Annotated in this window: 14 protein-coding genes and 2 pseudogenes; 13 read left to right on the top strand and 3 right to left on the bottom strand. The window is 31.0% G+C overall.

Going from position 1 to position 18928, the window contains the following annotated elements; translation table 11 throughout:
• The 3 genes from JFT89_RS12455 to JFT89_RS12445 form a co-directional block, all read left to right on the top strand.
• A partial coding sequence (locus tag JFT89_RS12455) for an NAD(P)H-binding protein (RefSeq protein ID WP_201040086.1) occupies nucleotides 1-594 on the top strand: 594 nt, incomplete at its 5' end.
• A gap of 14 nt (nucleotides 595-608) precedes the next feature.
• A complete protein-coding gene (locus JFT89_RS12450; protein ID WP_002065548.1) occupies nucleotides 609-1349 on the top strand; it encodes a class I SAM-dependent methyltransferase in 741 nt (246 codons plus the stop codon).
• Between the two features lie 27 nt (nucleotides 1350-1376).
• Nucleotides 1377-2225, top strand: coding sequence for a GNAT family N-acetyltransferase (locus JFT89_RS12445; RefSeq protein WP_016095379.1), 849 nt, complete (start codon nucleotides 1377-1379; stop codon nucleotides 2223-2225).
• Between the two features lie 549 nt (nucleotides 2226-2774).
• On the opposite strand, the gene JFT89_RS12440 is transcribed toward JFT89_RS12445, so the two are convergent.
• Nucleotides 2775-2933 (bottom strand): hypothetical protein, encoded by a 159-nt coding sequence (locus tag JFT89_RS12440; protein ID WP_002065550.1) that lies wholly within the window; start codon nucleotides 2931-2933, stop codon nucleotides 2775-2777.
• A gap of 165 nt (nucleotides 2934-3098) precedes the next feature.
• Between JFT89_RS12440 and JFT89_RS12435 the strand changes: the two genes are divergently transcribed.
• Nucleotides 3099-3473 (top strand): hypothetical protein, encoded by a 375-nt coding sequence (locus JFT89_RS12435; protein ID WP_002065551.1) that lies wholly within the window; start codon nucleotides 3099-3101, stop codon nucleotides 3471-3473.
• Nucleotides 3474-4171: 698 nt separating this feature from the next.
• Here JFT89_RS12435 and JFT89_RS12430 read toward each other — a convergent pair.
• Nucleotides 4172-5398 (bottom strand): AraC family transcriptional regulator, encoded by a 1227-nt coding sequence (locus tag JFT89_RS12430; RefSeq protein ID WP_016095380.1) that lies wholly within the window; start codon nucleotides 5396-5398, stop codon nucleotides 4172-4174.
• A gap of 593 nt (nucleotides 5399-5991) precedes the next feature.
• On the opposite strand from JFT89_RS12430, the gene JFT89_RS12425 reads away from it, so the two are divergent.
• The 6 genes and pseudogenes from JFT89_RS12425 (at nucleotide 5992) to JFT89_RS12400 (ending at nucleotide 16032) form a co-directional block, all read left to right on the top strand.
• Nucleotides 5992-7653 (top strand): SpaA isopeptide-forming pilin-related protein, encoded by a 1662-nt coding sequence (locus tag JFT89_RS12425; protein ID WP_016095381.1) that lies wholly within the window; start codon nucleotides 5992-5994, stop codon nucleotides 7651-7653.
• A gap of 92 nt (nucleotides 7654-7745) precedes the next feature.
• Entirely contained in the window at nucleotides 7746-8549 is an 804-nt protein-coding gene (locus tag JFT89_RS12420) for a class C sortase (protein ID WP_195743292.1), read from the top strand.
• 148 nt (nucleotides 8550-8697) lie between these two features.
• Entirely contained in the window at nucleotides 8698-10932 is a 2235-nt protein-coding gene (locus JFT89_RS12415; protein WP_201040085.1) for a SpaA isopeptide-forming pilin-related protein, read from the top strand.
• A gap of 396 nt (nucleotides 10933-11328) precedes the next feature.
• Complete coding sequence (locus JFT89_RS12410; protein WP_002147768.1) at nucleotides 11329-11892, top strand: class I SAM-dependent methyltransferase; 564 nt, start codon at nucleotides 11329-11331, stop codon at nucleotides 11890-11892.
• Nucleotides 11893-12304: 412 nt separating this feature from the next.
• A complete protein-coding gene (locus tag JFT89_RS12405; RefSeq protein WP_002065559.1) occupies nucleotides 12305-12781 on the top strand; it encodes an SRPBCC family protein in 477 nt (158 codons plus the stop codon).
• A gap of 82 nt (nucleotides 12782-12863) precedes the next feature.
• A pseudogene (locus JFT89_RS12400) lies at nucleotides 12864-16032 on the top strand (ATP-binding cassette domain-containing protein).
• A 136-nt stretch (nucleotides 16033-16168) separates the two neighbouring features.
• Here JFT89_RS12400 and JFT89_RS30750 read toward each other — a convergent pair.
• A pseudogene (locus JFT89_RS30750) lies at nucleotides 16169-16311 on the bottom strand (DUF4158 domain-containing protein); the annotation flags it as partial.
• A 147-nt stretch (nucleotides 16312-16458) separates the two neighbouring features.
• On the opposite strand from JFT89_RS30750, the gene JFT89_RS12390 reads away from it, so the two are divergent.
• From JFT89_RS12390 to JFT89_RS12380, 3 genes are all read left to right on the top strand, one after another.
• Nucleotides 16459-17034: a recombinase family protein gene (locus tag JFT89_RS12390; protein WP_002147764.1), complete on the top strand. Its 576-nt coding sequence runs from the start codon at nucleotides 16459-16461 to the stop codon at nucleotides 17032-17034.
• 63 nt (nucleotides 17035-17097) lie between these two features.
• Nucleotides 17098-18060 (top strand): helix-turn-helix transcriptional regulator, encoded by a 963-nt coding sequence (locus JFT89_RS12385; protein ID WP_002016562.1) that lies wholly within the window; start codon nucleotides 17098-17100, stop codon nucleotides 18058-18060.
• 74 nt (nucleotides 18061-18134) lie between these two features.
• Entirely contained in the window at nucleotides 18135-18767 is a 633-nt protein-coding gene (locus JFT89_RS12380) for a type 1 glutamine amidotransferase family protein (RefSeq protein ID WP_002147762.1), read from the top strand.
• The last annotated feature ends 161 nt before the right edge of the window (nucleotides 18768-18928 follow it).

Raw genomic sequence — 18928 nt, 5'->3', positions numbered from 1 at the left:
AAAGCTGGAAAATTCATCGTAAATCATGCGTTAGAAAAGGGATATCAAGCAAAAATATTAACGAGAACTTCTAAAAATATGCCGATAACTAATGAAAATATAGAGACTATCATTGGGGATGCCCGTGATTTTTCTACAATACAAGAATTACTTAAAGGTTGTAGGGCTGTAATTAATGCGGTGGGACAACCGAAAAATGAACCTTATATTTTTAGCACAGTTACGAAGCATATTTTAAAAGTAATGAAAGAATATGAAATAAAACGTTATATTCTTATTTCTGGAGGCTCCTTAAATGTAGAAGGAGATCAGAAGGGAATTGTAAATAAAATAGGGGCTAATTTGTTTCAATTATTTCTTCCAAAGATGATGAGGGATAAATATAAAGAATTGGAAATTATACAAAGTAGTGATGTAGATTGGACAATTGTTAGATTACCATTTGTTATAGAGGGAAATGACATTGAAAATATAAAAGAGAGTTTAGTAGATATGCCAGGAATGAAAATTCAAAATGGAGATATTGCACCGTTTGTTTTAAAACAAATAAATAGTAAGACATATGTAGGGAAATGTCCATTTATTTCAAATTAAGAGGTGAAATAACATTGATTACGTATTATGGAGAGCTTTGTACAAAAATATATGAAAGTGATAAATCAATTGCTGTTGGAAAAGAATTAGATTTCTATCTTTCGTTTGCAAAAGACAAAAACATGGCAGTGTTAGAACCGATGTGTGGAAATGGTAGAATGTTAATTCCTTTTATGCAAAATGGTGTGAATATAGAAGGATTTGATATTTCGAAAGATATGCTTAAAGTTTGTAAAGATAAAGCAGAAAAATTAAACTTAAAACCGGTTGTGTCACAAGTAAGAATAGAAGAATACCATAGTGATAAAAAATACGATCTTATAATGATTCCTATTGGATCATTCTCTCTTTTACCAAATAATTTAGTGGATATTAGTCTTCAAAATATGAAAAATGGCTTAAAAGAAAATGGAAAATTACTTCTTACTATTGTACAAGGTGGAAGTGAAACAGAACAAATTCTAGATTGGATAGAGACAAATAGAAAAGAAATTAACAATGAATTAATTGTTGAGTATAGAAAAGTGTCATATGATGAGGCACAAAAACTTTTAAATATTAAACTAAAATATGAAGTTATTCATGATGAGAAAATAGCAGAAACTGAGATTATGGATTTTCCTATAAGACTATATGATTTAAAAGAATTTGAAAATATACTTATTGCTAATGGATTTAGTCAAATTGTTGTTCATGAAATAAAGGATGGATATGGTGAAGGGAATTCATTTCATGTGTTTGAATGTAGTATATAACAAGTCATAGCAGAGGAGTATACTTATATGATTCAATACAAAAAATGTAGTGAACTAAGTATAGATTTAGTGTATGAAGCTTTTAAGGATGGATTTTCAGATTACATTATTAAAATGGAAGTTTCAAAAGAAGAGTTTATAAAAAGGTTTTTTGGGCCAGAAGGCAATTCGTTAGAACACTCCTTTCTTGCTTTAGATGGTGATAAATCTGTTGGTGTAATACTTGGTGGTATAAAAGTTTATGAAAGTATAAAAACAATGCGCTGCGGAACGTTAGCTATCCATCCTAATTATCGCGGTGTTGGGATTAGTCAAAAGTTGTTTGAACTGCATAAAGAAGAGGCGATTCAAAATGGGTGTAAACAACTTTCTCTTGAAGTCATTGTGGGCAACGACCGAGCGATTCATTTTTATAACAAATTAGGCTATGAAAAAGTGTACGATCTTTCTTATTATAATTTAAATGATTTGACTAAAATAATGAATAAAGATTGTAAGGGTATTGGAGTAAAACAATTAGAGTTTCCAACTTTTAAAGTTGAAATTCAGAAATGGTTAAACTTCCATATAAATTGGCAAAATGATATTGATTATATCGAAAAAACAAATAATACATTTTATGGGGCATATATCGATAATAGATTAAAAGGCTCTGTATGTGTAAATGAACAAGGTAAAATTAGTTTTATTTTTGTAGACAAAGATTATAGAAATAGTAGTATTGGGACAAAATTATTACAAGTAGCAATTAAAGAACTGAAGTTAACAAGTTTAACAATTGGATTTCCTAATAATAGTTTACTTGAAGGTTTTTTAAAGAAATGTGGATTTGAGAAGAATTCTTTATCACAGTATGAAATGTATTTGTTACTATAAAAGCGGAAGGGATTATTCTTTTCGCTTTTTATTTTTGTATTATGAGTGTAAAATGTTTCTCACCTATTATCTGTAAACAATCTGTGAATAATCTCCCTACATACTATATGTGGAGGTCTTTTTATTAGAAGGTAATTTATAAAGTGACATTAGAATAAAGAAATATTACATATTGAATTGAAAACGAGGAAGAAGGTTAGAAATTATAAAACTGTTCCAGAAAGCAGAAAATAGTAATATAAAAAAATTTTTTTCAAATAAAAAGGCAGTTGTTTCCGCAACCACCTTTCAGTAAAACAAAACACTTTTTCAGAAATAAATTATGGATGATTCTAAAAAAATCTATAGGATATAATCCAAGTGACGAGCTTAATTTATAAAAAAGGAATGACTATATTATATGGAAATTTGTTTATAATGGTTACAAAGAAAAGAGCAGCTAGCAAAAGTTAACTGCTTCATTCAAGGAACATGATTAAGAAATGGGATGTTTGCAGTATGAATTGAATATTAAGATGTATCCAGAGGAGAGGGATTATATAAATTAAATTATGATAGTCGATATTCTCCAAATTGACCAGAAAAAAATAAACATTCTAATGAAATTCCAAGTGTTCTTTTCTTAGGTTTTTGAAAATCTTTTATTAGATAACCCACAGCACTAATTGCTATAAGTATGAAAAGAATGAGTTCTAATGTTTCTGGCATTATATCTACTCCTAATTACATATTCAATTTATTATATAAACACTAAAGATTTTTTTGAATTTTAAACCTTTTAAGTTATCTTTTTAAATATCACTTTCAGGATGAAATTTTACTTTGTATAATATTCTTATATTATGTAGAATAGATAATACGGGAGGGAATTAAATGCATAATGAATTAAAGTTTAAGATTATTGAATTACAATCTTTCATACAAAAGACTTATTCTGATATTAAAACAGCATGTGATATTGCTATTTATCAAGAAAACACTTCGAAATATTTAATTTCATTAGGATTTTTAAATAAATCATATATGACCTATATAGAAGCAAAAAGATTTTATCGTGAAAATGAAGAACTTGTAAGTGTAGAATTTGATAATTTCTTTGATGCGTATGATAAATTAGAACACGAATTAAAGCAAGTTATTTCAAGAGAAGATAAGAATCCTTCATTGCTACATAGCAGACTTGATCAATTTCAACAGAAAATTGAAAATATAAATGACCTAATAAAAGTATTGGAAAATGCTCGTTAATGAATACTTTTTCTTTGTTATATAAAAATAATATATTATAAATATTTTAGAGATAATACGTATTACGAATCTATTGTAAGAAGGTGACTTTTGTTAATTACAGAAGTCACCTTCTTACAATGGAATTTAAATCTTTATATTTAAAATATTTTGTTATGTTCTTCTCTTTTATACGACTTCATTTATTAATACAAATTAAAAGTAGAAAGATTAGAAAATTGAAACAGGATAGGGTTTATTTGGTACGAAAATCTATAATGAGATATTTTGTTGAAAGTGAGGTAATACTCCTATGACAATTCTGATAGTTGATTGACCACAATTTCTAAAAATCGCTCTACCTTTTCTTTTGATGTATCCGGTGTATGATAACCAATCGTAAATGTAAGTCTTCCATCTAAGTATTAAACGCGTATTAATTAATTCAATCACTAGTGTAACAATATGCATATTTCAAAAACCACGAAGGCTTGTAAGTCTTCGTGGTTTTTGAAAACTTAAGTTCTTAATATATATAGTGTAGTTGTTATGGGGGCATTTGGCTTCCGCAACATTTTTCTCTTGGATGATCATGCTACTCTGTATAAAAAAATATATTACATATAAAACACGTTACTATTCTCATTAAAATGAAAGAATAGTAACGTGTTTTTCACTTCAAGAATAGTTTGAATCCTAATGTTGATGGATGTTTCACCTTATATGACAACATGAGATTTTCGGTATTTACCAGGTGTTTCATTGGTGAATTTTTTAAAAATTTTAGTGAAGTAGCTTTGATCACTAAAATTGAGCGAAGCACATATGTCTGATAAGGGATAGGTTGTGAAAGTTAATAATTTCTTTGCTTCTTCGATTCGTTCACGTTGAATATATTCACTTAATGAAATACCGACTTCTTTTTTAAATAATATAGATAAATAATCCGAATTCACGTTTGAAAATGTAGCAAGTTGTTTAACGGATATTTGATTGTAAATATTTTTGAAAATGTAGTTTTTGCAAATAGCAATAGTCGTTGAATGTTGCTGTGTTTTTTGTGCCTTTACACGGTCTGCAAAAGTACAGAAAACATTTTTTAATAAATCCCAAACAGATTCTGTGTCTTTTAAATCTTCTGTTCTTTGGATGTGTAGATCATAAATCTTGTAAGCAATCCCAGATGGAAGCCCTCCTTTTATCGCATATCTAGTAGCAAGTGTAATGGATGAAATACAAATGTTTTTATGTCGTCTTAATTGATGGAATGAAGATAAGGATGAAAGAGTCTCTTGTTGAAATACATAATAATATTTGAGTACTGTTTCTTTATCCCCGTTTTCTATAGCCCCAAGTAGTTGTTGCTCTAAATACAAATTATGACAGATAGATTCATTTTTTTGCATTGAAATATAGACATCATCGTTTAAGATACTGCTAGGACTTACATGAAATGAGTCACTGTTATTTGAAAAGGTACTTACATCTGAAATTTTTTTATAAAGAATGTTATGGAACAAAATCGCCATATTTACAAAGAAATATTGATCTTTGAGTGACAATGAAAAGTAATAGTCTCTTGTTTTTTTATAATTCGGCATAAAATTAAAGCTGCTATCCGTTTCGTTTTTAGAAAAGCTTACATCTGTTACAGGCCCAATAATAACAGTGCCGTTCACCATATAATCGCTCTTTATGTGAATTAAAATGAAGTGCCCTAGATGTTGGTGAGTCCTGAAGATGGGAGAATTATATGAATCATTTTTCTGATAAAGCATATGTAACTGTTCTATCTTTGATGTATACAACAACAGTGAATCATTTTTTGATGTAAAAGCTAAAAGAATATTTTTGTTGCAATCTAAAAAACAAACTGGAACTTCAAAAGATTGGAAAAACATATTGCAAATGTACTCTATCTCAACTAGACTGAGCTTTTTAGTCATATTATTCCTCCTTACAGTTGTGCGTAATAGTTGAATAAACACATATTCCTTTTTTCATAAGTAGAAACGGAAAAACTTTATCAATAAAAAATATAAATAAAAATTATAAACTTCTAAGAATAATACCATAATTTAACATGAATAGCACATATTATTTGAATATACAGGTAATTGTTTTGAGGAGTAGCATAAAATATGAATCATCACACTTATTTGCTAGTTACTGCTAACATGTATCAAAAAATGTTTAAGATTGGATTCAAATTGAGATAAGAGGGGGAGATTAACGAATTGACGCTAAGTAATTAGTAAAAATTAGCGATGAAAGCTACTATGCAACAATAATAATTATTTTTGAAGTAGAGACATAAGTGAAATGTAGGAGAGAAAATTACATATATCATACGGGAAGACAACGTAATAGTAGAAATAAGAACAGTGAATAAGTGATTGTAAACAATGGGGTATTGAGACAACTATGTTTTATGTTATTCGTTCAAGGCTAATACTTTGTACACTATTGCATCTTTAGATGGTAATAGTAAAAAATAGATTTTTAAAATGATAGAAGTAGTAAAGGGGATAATAGAGAAATGAAAAAAATATTAAGTGTGCTTCTAGTTGTTTTCTTAACGTTTTCAGCGTGGTCTAGTGTATTAGTAAAGGCAGCTTCACCAACCAAAGGTTCTTTAACGATTCATAAGTACGAACAAGAAAAAGATGGAACAACAGGAGTAGAAGGTGATGGCTCCGCAAATCAAGAGGTTCCAACAAATGCGAAACCGTTAAAAGGTGTAACGTTTGAAGTAAAAAGGGTTGTGTCGTTTGAAAAAATTTCAAATGATGGGAAAATCGTGAAAGAAGATGTGAAACCTGTAACGGGGGCAACTCCATCTAAAGTAGTAACTGATGATAACGGACAAGCTGTATTAAAAGATCTTCCGCTAGGACGTTATGAAGTGAAAGAGGTGGCAGGTCCTCCACATGTTAACCTAAATCCAAATACGTATACAGTAGATATTCCATTAACGAATAAAGAGGGTAAGGTGTTAAACTATGATGTTCATATGTATCCAAAAAATGAGATTAAACGCGGTGCAGTTGATTTAATAAAAACTGGTGCAAACGATAAAGGATTAGCGGGTGCAGCATTCTCTGTATTTAAAAAAGATGGCACAGAAGTGAAAAAAGAGTTAGTAACGGATGCTAATGGTCATATTCGTGTGCAAGGATTAGAGTATGGAGAATACTATTTCCAAGAAACAAAAGCTCCGAAAGGCTATGTAATAGATCCAACTAAACGCGAGTTTTTTATTAAGAACTCCGGAACAATTAATGAAGATGGAACAATTACTTCTGGTACAGTAGTTAAAGTAGAAGTGAAAAACTATGAAGAACCAACTATTGATAAAAAGATTAACGGAAATTTGGAAGCGTTACCAATAAATCCGTTAACTAATTACAATTATGATATTAAAACATTAATTCCAGAAGACATTAAAGAATACAAAAAATATGTGGTAACAGATACTTTGGACAATCGTTTAGTGATTCAAGGAAAGCCAATCGTGAAGATTGATGGAGCGGAAGTAAATGCAAGCATTGTAGATGTAGCTGTAGAAGGTCAAAAGGTAATAGCTACAGTAAAAGATTTTACAAAATTAGATGGTAAAAAAGAATTTCATTTACAAATTAAATCACAAGTAAAAGAAGGAGTACCATCTAGTTCGGAAATTTTAAATACAGCAAAAATTGATTTTACAAATAAAAATGATGTAATTGGAGAAAAAGAATCTAAACCAGTAGTTGTTGTTCCGACAACTGGAATTATTGAGTTAATAAAAATTGATGGTGATGATAAGAAGAAATTAAAAGGTGCAGAGTTTGTACTTAAAGATAAAAATGGGAAAATAGTTGTTGTAGCAGGAAAAGAAGTGATAGGTGTATCAGATGAAAATGGTGTTATTAAATGGTCTAACATTCCATACGGAGACTATCAAATTTTTGAAACGAAAGCACCAACATATACAAAAGAAGATGGTACAACAGCTTCTTATCAATTATTAAAAGACCCAATTAATGTAAAGATTAGCGAAAATAATCAATCGGTTAAATTAGCGATAGAAAATAATAAAAGTGGATGGATTCTTCCAGTGACAGGTGGGATAGGAACGACTCTTTTTACTGTACTAGGCCTTGCGTTAATGGTTACAGCAGCGTTTGTTTTCTTTAGAAAAAAGTTTGCTAATAAATAAAGTTTTAGGAACATGTAACCATGTGATGTGAAAAGGGGAGAAGCAAAATGCTTTCCTCTTTTCGATATTTTAGTATATACAGAGGTGGAAATATGAAACGAAATCTTGTTTTAGGAGGTATTTTTTTATTTGGATTAGGTATTTTTTTATATCCTACTATTAGTAATTGGTTGGCGACTCGTGCTCATTATTCTGAGATTAGTTCTTATGATAAAAAGATTAAAGCGCTACAAAAGAAAGAAATTGAACGTAGGGAAAAAGAAGCAGCCGAATATAATAAACAAGTTCAAACTTCCACGAAAACATTTGCAGATCCATTTGCTGAGGAAAATAGTAATCAACAAGCGTATGCCGATGCGTTAAATTTAGGTGATGTAATGGGGTATATTGAAATATCGAAAATTAAAATAAAACTGCCAATTTATCAAGGTACCTCTGAAGAAGTATTGAGTCGGGGGATAGGTCATTTAGATTATTCGTCACTCCCGGTAGGTGGAGAGAATACGCACACTATTTTAACCGGGCATCGTGGTTTACCATCAGCAAAGTTATTTTCAGATTTAGATAAGTTGAGTGAAGGAGATCTTTTTTATATTCACTCTTTAGACAAAATTCTTGCCTATAAAGTAGATCAAATTAAAGTAGTTTTACCACACGAAACGGAAGATTTGCAAATTGTGGAAAATAAAGATTTTACTACATTAATTACATGTACGCCTTATGGAGTAAATACAAATAGATTGCTCGTTCGAGGTGAGCGTGTAGAGTTCAATCAGAAAGAAAAACAAGAAATAAGTACAGAGGTATTTATGTTTAATAAGTGGACGGTAATAGTTCCAATCCTATTGTTATGTGCGTTTCTAGTCGTAATTTATAAGAAAAAAATAACTAGATAGATTGTATGTATCCCGCAATAATGGGCAGTGGATCCATTAATTTAGGGATAAGTAAGGAAGGTATAGAAAGGATGAAGTAAATCCGCACTGATTAAAGTTCACTTTTTTTGACTGTAGAAAAAATACGGTAAAGGTGGGAACAAGGAAATTGAGGCTACGATTAAAGCTGGTAAGTATTCATTTAATGGTTTTGTTAATGATATGTGTAAGTTTTGTTATATATGTACCAAAAGAAGTTTATGGATCCACGGTAGACTTAGAAGGTTTAGGTGATATATCGCGTTATAATGCAGTTATCTTTGGTAACCATAAAGCAGTTGGTGGAGACGTTGAAGGTGCAATCGCAGTTCAAGGTGATATGGATGCATCAGGTTATACGATTGTAGGTGCAGCGGCAGGTACATCTAATATAGTTGGTGAAAAATGGAGTGATGAGGGATATCCGTCCTTGTTATTGTCTGGAAAATTTAAAAAATCAAGAGAGGAATCTTTTATCATTCAAAACGGAATAGTCGTTATGACAAAAGAGAGTGATCCAGATCGTACAATACAATCTTCTTATGATCGTATTGTTTATAAAGAAAAACAAGAAATTGATGCGAAATTCAATGAGTTCCGTAACATAGTAAACCAAGTCAATCAAGATGCAGGTCAATATAAAGCGAATACCCCAATTCCAAATATGAGTTTTGGCATCGGAAAAGAGATAAATAATCCTAATATTTATGTTTCATCAGAATTGACAGGGAAAATAAATTTAGAAATAAGAGATGTATTTTTACCCAATGCTAAGGACAAAGATTTTATTGTTATGCATTCGGATGCAAGAGAGGTTACATTTAAAAATGGGTCTATTCTATATGACACAAATAATATAGGAAGGGCTACGGATATGATTCCTACATCACAACCCTATTCTCCTGATTCACCGTTTACTGAGCTATATGGGAAAGTGATTTGGGTATTTCCTAATGCGAAAAAAATCACAGCAGAGGGATATGGTGTTGTTGGAAGTGTATTTGCTCCAAATGCTGTATTAGAAACAAAAGGCGGTTCAATTAATGGACAAGCATTTGTCGGTGCAGTGCAACAAACTGGTGGATTCGAATTTCACAATTTCAAATTTAACTGGAAACATTGGAACAAGCCTAGTACTGGGAAAATAAAAATAAAAAAAGTAGATAGTAATAATGATGATAAAAAATTAGTGGGAGCAAAGTTTCATATAGAAGATTCAAACGGAAAAATAGTTGGAGAGCTAATAACAGATGAAAAAGGAGAAGCGATATCTAAAGATTTACCAATAGAAAACTATTGCCTAGTGGAAGTAGAAGCGCCTAAAGGTTACGAATTATTGAAAGATAAAGTAGCTGTAAAAATAGAAAAAGATAAAGTAATAGAAATGAAAATAGGAAATAAAAAATTGCCAGATCCAATAGGGAAAATAAAGCTTGAGAAAGTAGATACAAACGATAAAAATAAAAAGCTAGTAGGAGCAAAGTTTCATATAGAAGATTCAAATGGAAAAGTAGTTGGAGAGCTAATAACAGATGAAAAAGGAGAAGCGATATCTAAAGATTTACCAATAGAAAACTATAGCCTAGTGGAAGTAGAAGCGCCTAAAGGTTACGAATTATTGAAAGATAAGGTAGCTGTAAAAATAGAAAAAGATAAAGTAATAGAAATGAAAATAGGAAATAAAAAATTGCCAGATCCAATAGGGAAAATAAAGCTTGAGAAAGTAGACACAAATGCTGAAAATAAAAAGCTAGCAGGAGCAAAGTTTCATATAGAAGATTCAAACGGAAAAGTAGTTGGAGAGTTAATAACAGATGAAAAAGGAGGAGCGATATCTAAAGATTTACCAATAGGAAACTATAGCCTAGTGGAAGTAGAAGCGCCTAAAGGTTACGAATTATTGAAAGATAAGGTAGCTGTAAAAGTAGAAAAAGGTAAAGTAATAGAAATGAAAATAGGAAATAAGAAATTGCCAGATCCGGGTGGGAAAATTGAAATTGAGAAAGTGGATGACAAGGATATCAACTTAAAACTAAAAAGTGCTGTATTTCAAGTCTTAGATAAAGAAGGGAAAGAAGTTACTAGATTAACAACAGATGAAAAAGGAAAGGTGATTTCCAGGCAATTAGTACTAGGAAAATATACGATTAAAGAAATAAAAGCACCAAACGGATATATGTTACTTAGAGATCCAATAGAGGTAGAAATTACAGAGGCAGTAAGGATACAAAAAATAACAGTAAAAAATGCGAAGAATAATTGGGTGATTCCTAATACTGGTGGCAGCGGTACAACAATTTTTTATGTGGTTGGTATTTTGGTGATTTTTGGTGTGTTATATTTCTGTAAGAAAAATCGTGTGTAAATAGTTATGAAAACAGTAGTATATAATGAACGGTTTTCATAAAGGTAGACAGATTTTGCATTAGACAATTTTAATGGCATGAGTTCGGTATTGTACCGGGCTCATGCTACTGAATTTCCTCTTAATTAGTTTTTTGTGATAATAATCATTATATTTTTATGAAGTTTAACAATTCATTTTTTCGATAAAGTACCATATAACGGAATAATAGAAAAGTTACATTCGACTGAATGGTCTTATTTAATAAATCCAATTTGCTTCTTAGTTCATTCAGAAACTACTTTAAACTTTCTTCTCATATTAGAGGAGGGATATATGTTTCTTAATTTGTTGAAGCAGGAAAGGTTATAGTAAACATAGAATATATTAATAAATTGAAATGTTTACGGGGTGAAAATGATGGTAATAAAACAAGATGAAATTAAAGTAGTAGTTGGAGCTGGAGTGTTTAATAATAATCCAGGTTGGATTCAAACGCAAGAAGATGAACTTAATTTACTAGACAATACCACTTGGGAAGAAAGATTTGAATACAATTCCATTTCAGCTATTTTAGCTGAGCATGTATGGGAACATCTTACGTTTGAAGAAGGTGTAAAAGCAGCTGAAATCTGTTATGAATTTTTAAAACCATCAGGTCATATTCGATGCGGCGTCCCTGATGCGTTTTTTCCAGATGAAACATACCAAAATATAGTTCAAATAGGCGGACCTGGGCCGAAAGATCATCCTGCTGCAAGTCATAAAATAGTTCATAATTACAAAACATTAACGAAAATGTTTGAAACGGCTGGATTTGAGGTAGTTCTACTTGAGTATTGTGATGAAAATGGTCAATTTTATTACAACGAATGGGATGCGAATGACGGTGTTATTTTTCGTTCGAAAAGGTATGATTCTAGAAATCGAGGCGATAAACTTGGCTTTCCGTCGTTAATTGTTGACGCGATTAAGCGATAAGCGATTCAATAATTGTAAGTGTTAGTTACATAAGTTCATGAGTCGCAAATGCGGCTTTTTTATTTGTTTTGTAATCCTCTAATCAAAAAGGGAGAGGCCACATATGATAAGGGATTCTTAACACTATTTACTTTAAACTAAATTCTTCTCAAAAATCTTATGAAAATATTATATAGAGTAAATAATTCCACATTTTCTCGTGTTGAATTTTGTTTAGCGAATCTTTTCGTGAAAACGTTTGAGATGCGCCTATTGTATTAAAAATATGGAGAGAATATATAATCAATCAATTTTCAAAGTATCATGCACACATTAAATTAATATTTCATTGTCGTAGAGATTTCTTTTATGCATAAATTCGTGTAAAATAAAATGAGAACATACATTCTGTACGAGGGTGAGGGGAATAAATATGCTAGCTGAGATAGAGAAACAATCTAATGGGTATATTGTAAAATTTGAACGCCAATTTCCTTATACGATAGAGGAAGTTTGGTCTGTGTTAACTGAAAACAGTAAGCTTAAAAAATGGATGTCTAATTTGCAGATTGAAAACCTTAAAACAGGTGGAATGATAAAGTTCGATATGATGGATGGTTCATTTTTAAATATTGATATTTTAGAGTGTCAACTAAATGCAGTACTTGAATTCAAATGGGATAAAGATCGTGTCCGATTTGAAATACATAAAGCAGGAAATGAATCCCTATTACTTCTTAAAGAATTCATTCATGAATTAACAGATCATACACCGAAAGATATTGCTGGTTGGCATATTTGTTTAGAACTTTTTTCTACCGTGTTAGAAGGAAAAGAGAAAGAATTTCCAAAAGACGAGTGGCAACAATGGTTTGAAAAATACAAGGTTAAGATTCATGAACTAAAATGATAATTGCGTAATAGGTAATATTCATTGTGTAATTATTATATTATAAAAATGGTTTTTTGAGAAAATAAGAATAGAGGTTAATATGAAAGTAAATCAATTAATTGCAAATAACATAAATAAATTAGATGCTATCATTCCGTTTAATAAATCACTTGGTATTGCTGGTTTATCTGGATCTGGAAAAACAACTCTTTGTCAAACAATTGGTGAAGAATCAAAGAAGCGTCTAGTTTCCTTATTGCCAAAGGCTGAATATCAATATTTATTTCCTAATATTATGGAAACTAATTTTAGTGCTATTAAGATGGAAGAAATGCCTTTAGTCCTTTTTTTAGGGAAATCATCGATTTCTTCCAATCCGCGCTCGACAATTGGTACTCACACAGGTGTTTTTAAAGAGATTCGTGAAAAACTTGCTGAAGAATTTAATCTATCTCCTGAGGTTTTTTCATTTAATAATCAGTTAGGTTGGTGTGCTGCTTGTAAAGGGCGTGGTACTACTAAAAATATTGAGTGTAAAAAATGTAAAGGAAAACGTTTTAGTGAAGAAGTTGAACAACATACTATTGAGTTATTTGCTACACCACACACAATTTCGGATATTAACGATTTAAGTGTTGAATCTATTCTTTCATTAGCAGAAGAATTAAATATTAGTGAAGCAAAACAACATATACTACAAAATATAATTAATATGAACATTGGTTATTTAACATTAAATCGAATTATGGGTACGTTGTCAGGTGGAGAGTTAACACGACTTTATTTGGCTGAATTCATGGCGGTAAGTGAAAATGCTGTAATTATTATTGATGAGATTTCCGTGGGGCTTGATCACGAAACATTATTACAAATATTAGAAGAAATCAAAAAATTAGGGTGCAAAAATCAAGTTTGGCTCATTGATCATTCAGATACAGTACTGGATACAACGGATGAGCAAATGTTCTTCGGACCTGGTAGTGGAAAATATGGTGGAAAAATCGTAAAAGAATCACCAAGGCCAAAGCCAATACTATTGGAACGAAATTACGAAATGCCAACAGAATATTATACATTCCATGAATTATATTGCCGAAATATCCAAATGACTGAGTTTCAGATTCCTAAAAATAGACTTGTAACTGTTACAGGAGAGTCTGGATGCGGGAAATCTACACTTGTCAATGAGTGTTTAGCTACAGATTTCTTGAAACGATATCCAAAAGATAAACTAGTTATGGTAGGGCAAGATCGAAACCAATCGATTACAAGTCGATCAACTGTAGCAACTTTCTTAGATATTAAAAAGAAACTGACAAAGTATAGTGAAGAAGTTGATGATATTTTTGAGCGCTCAATTGAGGATATTATTGATGAAATTCCAAATGAAGATATTGCGTATAAACGTTTGAACCTACTAATCAAATTAGGACTGGGCTATTTAACATTAGAACGAAAAACACAAACATTATCAACGGGTGAGTTTCAATGTGTTCATTTAGTTTCTGAGTTATTTGCAAAAACAAGAAACCCACATACATTATTTATTTTTGATGAGCCTTCAAAAGGTTTATCACAAAATATTTTAAATCAATTTATAGATAGTGTTAGAGGGATATTGCAAGATGAATCAGTCTCTATCATTATGATTGAACATAATAGTTACATGTTAGAAAGCTCTGATTATATCATCGATTTTGGAAAAAGACAGCTTGAATCTATAGAGCATCTTGATGTAGTAAGTCATGAGGATTATTATCATCAAAAAAGCAGTGTGAATAATGCTGAGCAAATACAGATTTCTTCAACACTGAATCAACAAAATGGAATTAATTACTTAGAAGAGAATCATATTGATTATTTTAAAAATGCAGAAAACATCTATAAGGGTGGCATATTAAAAAGCTTATCATCAATGGCTCGTTTAATTTACGGTGAATACGAATCTGATACAATTGCACCTGTTGTTGCTATTGATCTCGAAAGACATTTGTATAGTCAATATAGTTTCTTATATGAAATTGGTGGATTGATCAATCATATTGTAGCTGCTCATCCGACTAATAAAGATACGAGAAGCTTCGATTTCTATTCTCAGGATAATCATTGCCCATCATGTTCGGGACGTCTTCAAATTGAAGTTTTTGATAAAGAAATTACAATTCAAGATAAAAATGTTCCATTTTGGGATGGTCTATTCGATCCTGAAATCATGAAAGTATTAAAATTTTATCAATATGAAAAAATAGAATTTCTATTTGAAGAAATTAAAAATGAGATTGGTCATGATTTGTCAAAAAGCTATAATGATATGTCTGAGGAAGAAAAACATACATTTTGGTACGGGTATTTTGAAAAATCATTTTATGATAAGAAAGGTAAGACACGTAGAACATGGGTAGGATTTAATACGATCATTGGTGGATATATTGTTATTTCTAAAGCAGCTATTAAAGAAGATATTAAGACTTCTAAAGAAATGATGACATGTCCAATTTGTGAGGTAACTGTATTAAATCACCAAAAACCACTTAAATTTGGAGATACAGATATTCGTGAAATTATCAATCAGCCGCTTAATGAAATAATAAAAATTGTAGGAGATTTACCTATACTCATCAAATTGAAATCTATCGTAGGTGACAATATGATTATGACAGAAGATGTCTCTTTACTGCCTAGGAAAACACAAGTCGCACTGAAAATGTTTGAATTAGAACAAGCAAGCTTTTCAAACTATGAAATGGTGTTACAAAATGTTTTACCATTCTGGGGCGAAATTAAAGGTAATATCGAATCAATCAGCAATAATAATAAGGTTACTATTTGTGATTTCCAAAATATCAATGAAACAAGAGAAACTATCATAGATAAGTATTTCACAAATGGAAAATATAAAAAATTAACATATGTGTATGAAGCATTTGGTTATAAAAAATTAGTTACCCAAATTAATAAAATAAAAAAAGCAACCCATGTCCATTCTGTAACGGAAAAAAGTTATAACCGAAGATAATCTACATGATGGCGTGTTTAAATTAACAATTCCATGTATAACTTGTAATGCAAGTGGTATTAATGATGAAGGGCTTAAAGAAATTATTGATGGCATAGATGTACAAACATGGTTAACTGGAAAAGTTAGTGATGTTGTGGATGAAAGCTTACGAACTGAGGATGTTGCAGACATTCTAACATTTAATCGAATTCGTGAGTTGAATAAGCGAGAAATGATGGCAGTTTATGAATGTCTGGAGAAAAATAATTAAATTAAGAAGAATAAAAAATAGTGGTCAGTTAGGGATTAAAAACTCATTTGCAATAATCTGCAAATGAGTTTTTATGTTGAAGAAGAGTTTCTTTAACATAATATAGGGGTACCTAAAACCTCAAAAGCGTCTAATTTTTCCTCCTTCGCTTATTTATAATTTCTAAATCTCGTTTGGAAAAGTGTAGTAGGTTCCTAGCACCCACTCATCTTCAGAAATTTGTATAAAGGCTTGTCGCTGTTCCGGTGTAAGTAATTCGCTACCTCTCGCCATTTTCATACAGTATCATCTTATTTATGTAATTATTCAGTTAATTAGTTCAATTATATATCAATAGAGTGTACTCTATTGATACAAGTGTAGAAGACTGATAAAATCATAGTTAAGAGTGTCTCATAAGACTTGTCTCAAAAACGAGGTGATATTTTGCGAAAAATCGGTTATATACGTGTCAGTTCAACTAGCCAGAATCCTTCAAGGCAATTTCAGCAACTGAACGAAATCGGAATGGATATTATTTTTAAAGAAAAAGTTTCCGGAGCAACAAAAGATCGTGAGCAACTTCAAAAAATGTTAGAGGATATACAAGAAGGTGACATCATTTATGTTACGGACTTAACTCGGATTACTCGTAGTACACAAGATTTATTTGAATTAATCGATAACATACGGAGTAAAAAGGCAAATTTAAAATCCTTAAAAGATACATGGCTAGATTTATCAGAAGATAATCCCTACAGCCAATTCTTAATTACGGTTATGGCGGGTGTAAACCAATTAGAACGTGATCTTATCCGTATGCGGCAGCGTGAAGGGATTGAACTGGCTAAGAAAGAAGGAAAGTTTAAAGGTCGGTTAAAGAAGTACCATAAAAATCATGCAGGAATGAATTATGCAGTAAAGCTTTATAAAGAGGGAGATATGACTGTAAATCAAATTTGTGAAATTACAAATGTGTCTAGGGCCTCATTATATAGAAAGCTATCGGAAAGGAACAGTTGATGAGTTATACCAAAAATCAGAAATATATAATAGAAAATAAATTCCATATAGAGGTGGAATTATATGCCTAAAATTGACAATATGTTAGCAATTCTATGGATGCTTCGCTCAGGTAAAAAAATTACTGCAAAACAAATTTCAGAAAAGTTAGAGATGAATATAAGGACTGTGTATCGTTATATTGATACAATTTCAACAAGTGGCGTACCTATAATTTCAGAACCAGGACATAACGGTGGATACACTTTATTGAACAATTTTATTGAGGCTCCTCTTTTTTTTGATTTTGAGGAGCAAACTTCACTATTTCACGCTGCTGTTTTTGCGGAAGAAGCCGGATATTATGGAGGTGAAGCACTAAATAGGGCCATTTCAAAACTAAGTAAATACTCAAATCAAGAGCAGGAAGCAAAGATAAACCAACATTTAACTAGTCTAGAAGTAATAAGTCGATTAAGTTCACTCTCTATGGAACCTTTTTTGAAGGAGTTGGAGCAGGCCGTAGCTGACGGGTACTCAGTAAAAATTCTTTACTATAAAAGTGGCGAAAAGCAATTAAATTATAGATTGGTCGATCCGTACAGAATTATCTATTGGAATAATAAGTGGTATGTGATTGGATTTTGTCATCTTAGGAATGATATCCGTAGTTTTAGAGTAGATCGAATTGAAAGTCTAATGCTAACCGAAAATAAGTTTAATCGGCCAGAAAATTTTTCAGCACGTGACTTTTTTATAAAAAATCTTCTTCCAACTATAGAAGATAAGGAAGGGATTATTTCTTTGGTTATTAATGGGGATAAAAGTGTATTGGCTGATATTTGCCAACATTGGTTTTTAGGACATTATTTACAAGAACGGACTTCAAATCAAGCAGTTTTTCTTCTTGAAAAAGATATGATACATACATATGTACCTTATTTACTTTTACCGTACAATAAATCTATTAAAGTTATTGAGCCAATAAGTCTTAAGAAAAGACTTATTGAAGTTCTGTCGGAATTAATAAAATTTCATCAAGTATGATAACTTCCCTGACGTTAACTGTCAGGGAAGTTATATTATAATAGCTATATCAATTGTGACTGGAGTGTTATTGGATGCAAACAAAAAAAGTTTTTCTATATGTATTTAATACAATGTCGGACTGGGAATATGGATATTTAATTGCTGAACTAAACTCAGGAAGATATTTCAAAAAAGATTTAGTACCTTTAAAAGTAATTACAGTAGGAGCTAATAAAGAAATGATTACTACTATGGGAGGACTGAGCATAAAACCAGATATTTCCCTTGATGAATGTACTTTTGAGAGTAAAGATCTTTTGATTTTACCAGGAGGGACTACTTGGAGTGAAGAAATTCATCAACCTATCTTGGAAAGAATCGGCCAAGCTTTAAAGCTTGGCACTATTGTTGCTGCAATTTGTGGTGCAACTGAGGCCCTTGCGAATATGGGATACTTAGATACTAGAAAGCATACAAGTAATAATTTAGAATACACTAAAATGGTATGTCCTAACTATAAAGGAGAAAAGTTCTATGAGTTGAGATCTGCGGTATCTGATGCGAATTTAGTTACTGCATCAGGAATAGCTCCTCTGGAATTTGCGATGGAAGTACTGAAAAAATTAGATGTATTTGCACCCGACACATTACATTCATGGTATAACCTAAATAAGACTCATAAACCTGAATACTTCTTCCAGTTAATGAATTCAATAAATAGCTGAGCTAAAAAATAAACTTAGCAGTTTTATATTAGTTCAAATAAAAATAATGAAGTAACTGAAAAGCTCCCTTTCTCTATTTTGTTTTGCAGAGAAGTTGGGCTTTTTAATTTGGAATTTCCTTAACGTTGTAAATCCGCATTTTCCTGACGCTACCCCATCGC

Origin of the sequence: Bacillus sp. TH25 (assembly GCF_016650935.1) — a bacterium.
Taxonomy (GTDB): Bacteria; Bacillota; Bacilli; order Bacillales; family Bacillaceae_G; genus Bacillus_A; species Bacillus_A mycoides.
Note: the sequence above shows the minus strand (reverse complement) of the source record. Positions and strands in the feature narration are given on the sequence as shown.